The 11,362-nt window shown below is 65.8% G+C and carries 4 protein-coding genes; all 4 read left to right on the top strand.

Features of this window, described 5'->3' with window-relative positions; genetic code table 11:
* The first annotated feature begins 3 nt into the window (after positions 1–3).
* From pglX to ACWC91_RS27765, 4 genes are read left to right on the top strand one after another with little or no spacing between them, the layout of a single operon-like run.
* Positions 4–4,293 carry a BREX-6 system adenine-specific DNA-methyltransferase PglX gene (gene pglX / locus ACWC91_RS27780; protein WP_390873335.1) on the top strand — a complete coding sequence of 1,430 codons (4,290 nt, stop codon included), beginning with the start codon at positions 4–6 and terminating at the stop codon, positions 4,291–4,293.
* Positions 4,290–7,217, top strand: coding sequence for a BREX-6 system phosphatase PglZ (gene pglZ / locus ACWC91_RS27775; protein WP_390873336.1), 2,928 nt, complete (start codon positions 4,290–4,292; stop codon positions 7,215–7,217). The genes pglX and pglZ overlap by 4 nt, the downstream gene beginning before the upstream one ends.
* A complete protein-coding gene (brxD, locus tag ACWC91_RS27770) occupies positions 7,214–8,539 on the top strand; it encodes a BREX system ATP-binding protein BrxD (protein WP_390873337.1) in 1,326 nt (441 codons plus the stop codon). Before pglZ ends, brxD begins: the two co-directional genes overlap by 4 nt.
* Positions 8,536–11,358 carry a DEAD/DEAH box helicase gene (locus ACWC91_RS27765; protein ID WP_390873338.1) on the top strand — a complete coding sequence of 941 codons (2,823 nt, stop codon included), beginning with the start codon at positions 8,536–8,538 and terminating at the stop codon, positions 11,356–11,358. The genes brxD and ACWC91_RS27765 overlap by 4 nt, the downstream gene beginning before the upstream one ends.
* The last annotated feature ends 4 nt before the right edge of the window (positions 11,359–11,362 follow it).

The raw sequence follows: 11,362 nt of genomic DNA, 5'->3' as shown, positions 1-11,362 counted from the left end.
ACCATGCCCATGACTTCCGACGCCAAGCGCGCGCTCTCGTCAACCATCCAGTCCCTGCGTGCTCGCTTGCTCGAGGACCTCCACGCCGCCACCGAGACGGCCTACCGGCTCTCGGTGCACGCCCGCGACGCAGGGCTGGACGAGGCTGCGCGCGCCCGGCGAGGCCGCCTGGAGGCGTGGGTAGCCGAGCAGCTGCGAGCTCAGGGCACCGCCAAGGCCAAGGGAAACCGGTCCGAGGATGACTTCCGCCGCGAGGCCGAAAAGCAAGCCGCCTACACGCTGCTGAACCGGCTAGTGATGCTGCGGCTCATGGAGGCGCCGGGCCCCTCGGGCGAACCGCTTCGCGCGCCCGCCGTGGTGACCGGAGGCTGGGAAAGCCGCGCCTACAGGGACTTCCGGCAGCTCGCGCCGGAGCTCGTGCGTGGCGATGAGACCGAGGGCTACGCCTTTCTGCTGCGCCTGACCTTCGAGGATCTCGCCACCGAGCTGCCCGGTCTCTACGGGCCAGCAGGGGTGGCCGACCTCGTTCCGATCCCGGCGGCGACGCTGCGGCATGTCATCGACGCCCTCAACACCGAGGCGCTCGAGACATGCTGGACCGACGACATGACGCTCGGCTGGGTCTACCAGTACTGGAACGATCCCGAGCGCGAGGCGCTCGACGACAAGCTCAACGGCGGCGGCAAAGTCGAACCGCACGAGATCGCCAGCAAGACCCAGATGTTCACCGAGCGCTACATGGTGGACTGGCTGCTCCAGAACAGCCTCGGGGCGATGTGGCTGGCCATGTGCCAGAAGCACGGGTGGACGCCCGAGGTTCAGGCCGACGGCACGCTCGACCGCCTGGAAGAGCGGAGGGCCGAGTGGCGGGCCAAGCGCGCGTCGCGCGAGGTCGCGCTCACCGACCTGATGCCGCTCCACACCGACGCTGAACGCCGCTGGGCCTACTACGTGCCGCAGCCGATCCCCGAGGACGCCGTGGCACAGGCGCCCGAGACCGTGCGCGAGCTGAAGCTACTCGACCCCGCGGTCGGCTCGGGGCACTTCCTGGTCGTGGCGCTCGACCTGCTGGTGGCGCTCTACCGCGAGGAAGCCCGGCATCGGGGTGAGGCAGGTGAGGAGCGCTGGTCCAACCGGGCCATCGTCGAACGCATCTTGTCCCACAACCTGCACGGCATCGACCTGGACCCGCGGGCGGCGCAGATCGCGGCCGCCGCGCTGTGGCTGAAGGCCCGGCAGGTCGCACCCGACGCCCGGCCCGAGCGGCTGAACCTGGTGGCGTCGAACCTGCGCCTGGCGAGCCTGCCCGACGACGACCCAGCGCTCATCGAGCTGCGCCGTGAGGTGGAGCGCGAAACCGGCATTCCGGGCGAATTGACCGACGCGCTGGTCCACGCCCTACGCGGCGCCGACCATCTGGGCAGCCTGCTCAAAGTGGACACGGCAGTGGATGAGGCCTTGGAGCGGCACGAGGCGGTGCTGGGGCGGGCGGTGGCCGAGCAGGGTGACCTGTTCACCGGCTTCAAACCTCAGCCCGAGCGCGTCGCCATCGGACGCGACGAGGCCAAGGCCACCCTGCTCGGCCTGCTCGAGGGCTTTCTGGCGAAGCACACAGGCGGCGATGACCTTGGTCTGCGACTGCGCGGTGAGCAGCTCGCGGCGGGTGTGCGCTTCGTGCGGCTTGTGCGCCAGGGGGCCTACGACCTGGTGGTGGCGAACCCGCCGTACCAGGGCACGAGCAAGATGGCGGACACTAAGTACATCGAGAAGACATACCCGCTCGGCAAGGCAGACCTCTACGCGGCGTTCCTGCTGCGCGGGCTGGAACTAGTGCGCGACGGCGGCGTGTCGGCGATGCTCACGATGCGGAATTGGTTGTTCATCAAGCAGTATGCAGGGCTGCGGGAACGCATCCTCAGCAACTTCGACGTGCGTGGGCTTGGTGACTTCGCAGTGGGTGCCTTCGACGAGGTTCCCAACGACCTGTTGAGCGTCACCGTGAGTGTGGTTCATCGGTCGACGCACCGACCGGAGTCCGGTGTGGCTCAGCAACCCACGCCGCCAGAAGATACGTCCTATGATCGAGCGCGAACCCGACGGAAACGTGCGGCCACTCTCTGCCACGAAGGCCTCCATACCTTCGACCCGGCCGCGCTGAAGGTCGTGCCAGAGTGGCCGCTGGTTTATTGGTGGGAAAGCGACTTCATAAGGCAATACGCAAATCTTGCGAAGCTGGCTGACGCTGCACCAGTGCGGAATGGGCTGTCCACACAAAACAACACCCGATTTCTTCGTCTGGCGTGGGAAGTGTTGCCGTCTCACCTCTATCTTGGGATGGGCGCCTTGGACCCCTGCCCTCGCGCGAATTGGGCCCTATACATCAAGGGAGCAGAAGGACGGGCGTGGCTTGAGGACGCTAGGGATATAGTGCGCTTCTCACACTTCGGCATGGAAGTGAAGATCTTCAATGAGGAGCTGTACGGGTCATACTCTCGGACAGTCAAGAACGAAGTTCACTACTTCGAGAAAGGCGTCGCATTTTCACTCATCGGTAGCGGGTTCACCGCAAGAGCCCATCGGCACCGCTCGGTCTTTGGACACAAGGGTGCATCCGTGTTTCCGGGTGAGCAAAATCTCGCTTCAACCGTCTGCCTTTTGAACTCATCACTCGCGCGATCCGTACTTTCGTCACTCAACCCAGGAATGGATTTCCTTGTTGGGGATGTGAATCGGCTTCCCCTATTCCCCGTGGATGACGCTAGCGCCATCTTCGCGCAGGTCGAGGCGGCATTCGCCACCCACGAATCCCACCGCGAGCCCTCCGTCGAGTTCAAATACCCCGGCCCCTCCCCCTGGCGCCATGCCCAGGATTGGGCTCAGACCGCCGTGGACCGCCTTGAGGACGAGCCGCTCCCCGATTACATCGAACAGCTCGACCGCGAGACCCCCGCCGACCACCTGAGCTTCGCCTTCGGCGTGGCCCTCGGGCGCTTTGATCCCGAGGGAAAGGGGGTGCTGGACCCGACCACCGCTGACGTCTCCCAGACCCTGCCGCACGGCGTCCTCTTCCTCGACGGGACCCTTGATGCCGAGGACCGCCGTGACAGCCTCGGCCACCCCGCCGCAGCGCCCTTGCACGCCGCTTGGAGCGAGTACGGCCTGGCCATCGGCACGAAGCGAGGTCTGCGCGATTGGCTGGCCCTCGACTTCTTCAAGGACGTCCACAAGGGCATGTACGAGAACCGGCCCATCCACTGGCCGCTCTCCTCGTCAGACAAGACCTTCGTCGCCTGGGTAAACATCCACCGAATGAATGAGCAAACCCTGCGGGTGCTGCTCGCCGACCACCTCGTGCCGACGCTCGCCCGCCTTGACGGCGAGCTCTCCGACCTGCGCTCCGCCCGCGACAGCGCCGACAAGAAGGCCTCCCGCACTGCCGAGCGGCAATACAACCGGGTGCTCAAAACTAGGGACGAACTGCAAGCCTTCATGGCCGACGTCGAGCAGTGCGCCGACCGGGGCGCGCCGCCGACCGACAACAAGTGCCTGCCGCGCGAGCAGGACGCCCGTTACGCGCCTAGCCTCGACGACGGCGTGATGATCAACTCCGCCGCGCTGTGGCCGCTGCTCGACCCGCAGTGGAAGGACCCCAAGAAGTGGTGGAAGGAACTCGCCACCGCGCAGGGCCGCAAGGACTATGACTGGTCCCACCTGGCGATGCGCTATTGGCCGACTCGGGTTGACCGGAAGTGCCAGCAGGACCCGAGCCTTGCCGTCGCCCACGGCTGCTTCTGGCGCTATCACCCCGAGCGCGCCTGGGGCTGGGAGCTGCGACTCCAGGACGAGGTAGGCCCCGACTTCAAGATCGAGGAGGCGCCCTACCGACTCGGTGGACGCGACCTTGGTGACAGCGGCGACCGCCCCCACCGCGACGCCTTCCTGCGCGACCACCCGGCCAAGGCCCTCGCCGCCATCGAGAAGGAGGCCGCACGGCGCATGGGACGTGGCAAGAGCCGAAAGCTCGTACCCGAAATGCGCATCCTCGAGACGGGTCTTTGGTCAGCCCACGCCGAGGCTCTCTGGGAGATGGAGCTACGCCTGGCCGAGAAGCAGGGCGCCGAGCTCCGCATCCTTGCCCCTGATGAGCCCGAGGCCCGCGCGGCGTTCGAATCGCAGTACCCCGAGAAGGTTCGCGCGCGCAAGGACTTCCTTGCCACTCTCGTCCCGCCCGACCTCTTTGAGAACGAGGACGCCTACGACGACGCTGAGGAGAGCGAGGGGGACGACACGTGACGACGACAGCAGCACCCCAGCTATCGACGGTGGGGCTCGGCGGCCCTGTGTCCGCGAGCCTTGAGGCGGACCTGCGCTCGTGGGTGCGCCGGCAAGGCGTTGTCGTGTGGCTCGACCAAGCCGGGCACTATGGAGGGTTCGTCGACCGCCTCCAGGCGTTGTGTGACGCCGGTGCGCTGCCTTACGAGGTCTGCGCGTTCCGAGGGAGTCACCTGGCGCTGATGATGGCACTCGACGGGGTGGCTGCCGGAACGGAAAAGGTACCGCTAGTCATCTACCTGCCAGGCTTCACCGAGGAGACCGTGCGGCAAACGCCGCTCTTCGAGCTCTACGCGGCCGGTGTGCGGTACCGGAAGGCGCTCGACACCCTCGTCACCGAGGCCGCCGCGGGACGGGTACGCCCTGATCAGATCGCCTCCTTCAAGGCGCAGCCCGACATGACGCTCGCGGGGGCCGAGGCCTGGCTGAGTGCACTCCTGGATGACGCCGAAGGGGGCATCGCGGCGCAACTCCAGGCCATGAAACCGACGGCCGTGTTCGACGACCTGCTCACGGGGGGGTTCGTCGCCGGACGAATCGGCAAGCTTGACGACGAGGACGCGCTCTGGGAACGCTTCGGCGCCTGGGTCGGCCTCCCTGGTTCCTGGCGCGATACCACGCTTCCGCCTTCGCGGCCGCGCGCCGAGGATGTGGCGTTCGTCGCCGCGAGTTGGGCGCTCTGCGTGGAGTACGTGGACGATCTGAAGCGTGCGCCGGTCAGTAAACACCTGGCGCGCGTCGCCGACCTGCCGCGCCCGGTCATCGAAACCTGCCGCGCCGTGGCGGCCCATCTCCGGGAGCGTCACCCAGGCTTCTACCAGCGGACGGCAGACGAGACCGAGGCATTGCTCGCCGATGAGGTCGACGCGGCCCGGGCCGAAGATCTCGGTAAGGTCGACACGTTCCGGTTCGAGGAGGACAAGGTTCTTAAGGCGGCGCTGGCTGCCCTCGATCGCGCGGCATATGACCTCGCCGCCGAATGGTCCGATATGCGGGTGGACGCCAAGCCGACGAGCACGTCGTTCTGGCTTCGAGACGATCCCGCGAGGCAGTCCGCCTGGCAGCTTGTCCGCGACGCGGCCCGTCTGGGTCAGACGATTGCGCGTGCGGGCGAGCGAATCGGGGTCGGCACGAGCGACGGCGGTGGCCTCGAAGCCGCCGTGAGCGCCTACGTCGAGCGCGGCGCCGCCGTCGATCAAGCGCATCGGCAGTTGGAGCAACGGCGGATGGCCTTGCTCTACCCGCAGCTTCCCGAGTTCGAGACCCTGCGGACGCGCCTCGACGGGATGCGCCGCGCCTGGCGCGTGTGGGCCGATGCCTGGGCGCGCGAGTTCAACGCGCTCTGCCAGGCACATGGCTTCCTTGCAGGTGCTTCGCAACAGCAGCGGATGCTCTTCGATGATGTGGTCAAGCCGCTGACCCAGGAAGCCGGAACGACCGCATATTTCGTCGTCGACGCCCTGCGGTTTGAGATGGGCGAGGAGCTCTACCGCCAGATGGAAGGCACCCCCGCCACCACTGTGCTGCTCAAACCCCGGCTTGCCGAGCTCCCCACCGTGACCGAGGTGGGCATGAACGTGCTCGCGCCCGTCGAGAAGAACGGTCGTCTGCACGTTTCGATGGCGAGCGACACCGGAAGGGTTCAGGGCTTTCAGACGGGTGAGTTTCGTGTGTCTGACCCTGAAACGCGCAGGCGGGCCATGCACGATCGGGTCGGCGGTGGGACGTGTCCATGGCTCACCCTCGAAGAGGTGGTCAGCCGCGACAGCACCTCGCTCAAGCGCTCGGTTGCGCAGGCACGACTGGTCGTCGTACACAGCCAGGAGATCGATAACGCCGGCGAGAAAGGTGTCGGCCCCGCCGTGTTCGACCATGTCATGCAGAAGCTGCGTGCCGCTTGGCATCTGCTTCGAGACGCGGGCGTGCGTCGGTTCGTCTTCACCAGCGACCACGGCTTCCTCTTGCTGGAGGACAGTGTCGCATCCGCCCAAGCCCACGGTCGTCGCATCGATCCGCAACGAAGGCATGTCTTCTCTCCGGTGGCGGCGGATCACGCGGGAGAGGTCAGGGTCGCGCTGGCGGACCTCGGCTACGAGGGGGTGAACGGGCACTTGATGTTTCCGGAGACCACGGCGGTCTTCGATACCGGCCGGCGGTCCATGAGTTTTGTTCATGGCGGCAACAGCCTGCAGGAGCGCGTCATTCCGGTGCTGACCGTGGTGCATCGCACGGCGGCTGGTGGGAGCAGCGTGCAGTACGGCATAGAAGCCGAGGCCAGCGAGGGCGTAGCGGGGATGCACTGCATCGAAGCCAAGGTCGAAGTCCTCGCGCAGCGGTCGTTGGACTTCGGAAGCCCAAAGGATATCGAGCTCGCGCTGCGGGTCCCTGACGCCGAGGGCGTACAGGTCGAGCTTTGCCAGACACGCGGCAAGGCGCGTATCGCGGGCGGCGTGGTCGTCGCGACCGTTGGTGAACGCTTCGAGCTCTTCTTCCGGCTCTCCGGAGCCGTCGACGCGCGTGCGCTCATCGAGATCTACCATCCGAGCGCTGTGGCGGACGTGGTGCCGTGCGTACCGGATGCTCGCTTCGCGGTCACGGCGACGCGGGAGCTGGCGTCACCACCATCCACACCAGCAGCGGGCATCGGGGCGGGCAATGCGAGCTGGTTGGAGCAGCTCCCCGAGTCGGGGGTCCGGCAGGTGTTCGAGCACCTGGCGGCGCATGGCACGGTTACGGAGAACGAGGCCGCCGTGATGCTGGGCGGCCCGCGTGGCCTGCGGCGCTTTGCCCTCCAGTTCGAGGCATATGCTCAGAAGGTCCCCTTCGGCGTGCGCATCGACGTTGTGGCCGGAGTGAAGCGATACGTACGTGAGGGAAGCGGATGAGCACCCTGACCCAGAAGGACGTCGAGCACGTCTTTGAGTCGCTGCGCAAAGGCCTGGTGCCCGAGCGGGGAATCGACGCGTTCGCCGTCGGCATCGAGAAGCAACGCGGAGAGCTGCATCGACAGCTCGACCTGGCGAGGAGTGGCGAGGGCACCGTCAAGTTCCTCCGCGGCGGCTATGGTTGCGGCAAGACGTTCATGGCGCGCCTCGCGCTGCTGGATGCGCAGGCTCGGGGGTTCGCGACCAGCTTCGTCGTGGTCTCCGATAATGATCTTAAGTTTCACCGATTCGACGATGTGTATCGCAAGGTGCTGACCGAACTCGGGACCGCTTCGTGCCCACGAGGAGCCCTGGGCGACGTCCTTGACCGTTGGATTGGCCGCGTGGAAGAGAGCCTCGTCGCGGCCGGAGAGGACGACTCGGACCCCGCCTTCGATGCCAAGGTGCAGAAGCGCCTCGACGAGGACCTCGCGGCCATGACGGGCGGTCAAGCGCCTCAGGACTTCGTTCGCGTCATTCAGACCATCTTCGAGCTGAAGCAGAAGGGAGAGGTTGCAGAGGCAGGAGCTCTCATCTCCTGGTTGTGCGGCAGCGGCAACGTCGCCGCATCGGCCAAGAAGGCCGCAGGCATCAAGGGGGACATTGGGAGCCGCGATGCTCTCGACTACCTGCGGGGCGTGCTCGAGATCGTGAAGGCTGCCGGGTACGCGGGGCTCATCGTCGTCATCGACGAGGCCGAGACCATCCTCCGCATGCGTTCGGACTCGCGGCACAAGTCGCTCAATGGGATTCGGCAGATCGCCGACGCATCGGGCTCCTATCCGGGCTTGTTGTGGGTCTTTACAGGTACGCCGGAGTTCTTCGACACGCGGCATGGCGTTGCTGGCCTCGCGCCGCTCCACGACCGGATCAGGTTCCTGAAGCAGGGCCGCTTCGCTAGCTTGCGACAGGCCCAGCTCGAGCTTGCCCCCTTCGACGCCGATCGGCTTCGGTCGGTCGCCCTTCGTCTCCGCGAGCTGTTCCCCACGTCGGACCGTGGCCGCCTCGACCAGAAGATCAGCACGTCATTCGTGGAGCGGCTGGTGGCGGAGGTGACCGCGGGCTTCAAGGGTGACGTCGGCGTGGTGCCGCGCCAGTTCCTGCGCGAGTTCATCACCCAGCTCGACCTGGTCGAGGAACATGCGGAATACGAGCCCATGTCCGAGTATGGTTTTCAGGCCAAGGAGCTCAGTCCTGAGGAGCAGCATGTCCTCTCCGGCGCCTCGCTCGTTGACCTGGACGACGAGGCGGAAGGGCTCGTGCCGGCCGAGGATGTGTGGTGAGTGTCTTCGCCCGCTTCGCACCGCGCCTACAACAGGCGATCGTTTCCCGGCTCGGTTGGTCGAGCCTGCGCCCGGTGCAGGAAGAGGCGGGCGAGGTACTGCTTGCTGGTGACAACGCGGTCATCTTGGCACCCACCGCTGGTGGCAAGACCGAAGCGTCGATTTTCCCGACCCTTTCTCAAATGGTCGATAACGAGCCAGAAGGGGTAGGCGCACTCTACATCGCGCCCATCAAGGCGCTGCTGAACAACCAGGCTGACCGACTCGGGCTCTACACCGAGATGGTCGGCCTACGGCGCTTCGTGTGGCACGGCGACACGCCGGACCACCCCCGCCGTCAGTTTCTCAGAGAGCCAGCCGAGCTCTTGATGACGACGCCGGAATCGCTCGAAGTGATGTTGGTGTCGCCGCGAGTGGATGAGAACAAGCTCTTCGCCGATCTACGAATCGTGATCATCGATGAGGTCCACGCGTTGGCCGGTTCCGACCGAGGCGCCCACTTGATGAGCGTGCTCGAACGCCTGGCACGCATCTCCAAGCATGACGTTCAACGCGTGGGACTGTCCGCGACCGTGGGCAACCCAGAGGCAATTCTCACTTGGGTCCAGGGCACATCGAATCGGCCGGGACGCGTGGTCAACCCTCCAAAGCAACCAGGGCGTCGGCAGCTCCTGGTCGCCCATCGCCAGGATCTCGCAGAGCTCTCCCGCGACGCGGCGCGCGTCGCGACGGGGCAGAAGAGCCTGTTCTTCTGCCAGTCCCGCTCAATGACGGAGGCGGTCGCTGAATACATGAGGCGCGCCGGCACCGCCGTGTTTGTCCACCACAGCGCAGTGTCTCGGGAAGAGCGCCAACTCGCTGAAGAGCGTTTTCACCACGGCAGTGACGCCTGCATCGTGTGCACCTCCACACTGGAGCTGGGCATCGACGTCGGCGACCTCGATAGGGTCCTGCAGGCGGAAGCGCCGGACACCGTGAGTTCGTTCCTACAGCGCATGGGGCGAACGGGGCGGCGAACGGGGCAAGCAGCCAACACCACGTTTTTCTGTGAGACGACCGAGGGCGTACTGCAGGCCATCGCCCTGATCGAGCTGGCCAAGGCCGGCTGGGTCGAAGCGGTCGAGGTAGAGCGCCGTTGCTGGCCAGTGCTCATCCACCAGCTGCTCGCCATGGCGCTGGCGAGTGACGGGATCTCCGCCGACGACGCCTGGGAGCACCTGGCGCGCGTACCAGACTTCCAAGGCATTCACCGGGCCGAATACGACCGTCTGTTGAAATGGATGGTAGGAGACGGCGCATTGCGGCTTGTAGGGGGCCGGCTAGTCCTCGGGCCTAAAACGGAACGTCGTTTCGGACGCAAGAACTTCATGGAGCTCTTCGCAGTCTTCTCGAGCCCGCAGACCTACACGGTACAAACCGCCGGCGGCCAGCCCCTGGGCTCTTTGAACCAAGCCTTCGTCGACCGACTCGTCGATGGAGTCAGTAGCTTCTTGCTCGGAGGACGCGCATGGGCCGTCCTTCGAGTACGGCACGACGACCGCCGCGTGGTCGTCGAATCGGCTCCACGTGGACGGCAGCCCACGTGGGGAGGCTTCCTCCCGCAGTTCCTCGACTTTGACGTCTGCCAGCGCATTCTGTCGGTGCTCCTGAGCGATGAGCGCTATCCATACCTCGACGATGCGGCATGGGCGGTACTCGCCGAGCATCGCGCTTCCATGCGCGGGACCATCAACTCCCAGCGCGGAGGCATAGAGTTCGACGATGGGGAGATTCGCTGGTGGACCTTCGCGGGAGGACGCATCAATGCGACGCTTCGGTACGCGCTCGAAGCAGTCGCGGGAGATTGGAAGGTCATCCCTGACAACTTCTTGATCAAAGTGCGGGGTGAGGATATTGGCAGGCACCGCTTCCGCGACGCGCTCACCAAGCTGGCGGAGCCCGAGTTCTGGGAGAATGACCGCCTCTGGGCAGAGGTCGCCGAATCGCTCCCGAGCTACCGTCTCAGCAAGTTCCAACCGCTGATGCCGCCGTGGGTCGAGCGCGAGGTGGTCGCCGGCTACTTGCTCGATGTCGGCGGTGCCTGGCGATGGCTTTCGGGAGTCGAAGCCAGTCGACCTCGCTTGCCCGATGGCGTTCGGACTTTGACGCGTGGTGACGCAGAGCGTGTCGCCCAGCTTGAGGGGGCACTAGCGGAGCTGCCCCTCCTGCGTCGAGAGAATGATCGACCGCTGATCTGGGTACGCACGCTGCCGCAACTTAAGGCAGCGGTCGACGCGTTGGTGTCCGAACCCGTCGTCGGTCTTGATGTCGAAACCACGCTCGCGAATCGTACGCTTTGCCTGATTCAGGTGGCGGGTCGCGAGGCGACCTACCTCATCGACGCGCTAGAGCTTCCCGATCTGGAGCCTCTCGGCCAGCTGCTCTCGAGCGCCGAAACGACGAAGCTGATCCACTACGCCTCATTCGAGCGTGAGGTCCTCGGCCGGCACGGTTTCGCCTTGGATGCCGTGCTGGATACGCGCGACGTGTCGATTCAGCTCCGCCGCGCTGCCAGGGGCCACAGCCTTCGCGAAGTCTGCGCGCGTGAGCTCGGCATGGAACTCGATAAGAGGGAGCAGGCCGGGGATTGGACCCGGCGACCTCTCACCAAGAGCCAGGTGACTTACGCCGCCCTCGACGCCGAGGTACTGCTTCGTTTGCACGCGCACTTCGAGGAGGTTGCACGCACTTCCGCAGCTCGTCGCCATGCAGTCGGATCTGGTCCTACCGTAGACACGCACCACCCCCTCGATGCGATCTACGGGCACGAAGGTCGCTGAGGTC

Source organism: Streptomyces sp. NPDC001204 (genome assembly GCF_053598035.1).
The sequence above is the reverse complement of the archived record's forward strand: the minus strand, read 5'-3'. Positions and strand labels throughout refer to the sequence as shown.

Excerpts from the sequence above, each read along its gene's own strand:
- pglX (WP_390873335.1), top strand. The coding sequence starts at position 4 with ATGCCCATGACTTCCGACGCCAAGCGCGCGCTCTCGTCAACCATCCAG.
- brxD (WP_390873337.1), top strand. The coding sequence starts at position 7,214 with ATGAGCACCCTGACCCAGAAGGACGTCGAGCACGTCTTTGAGTCGCTG.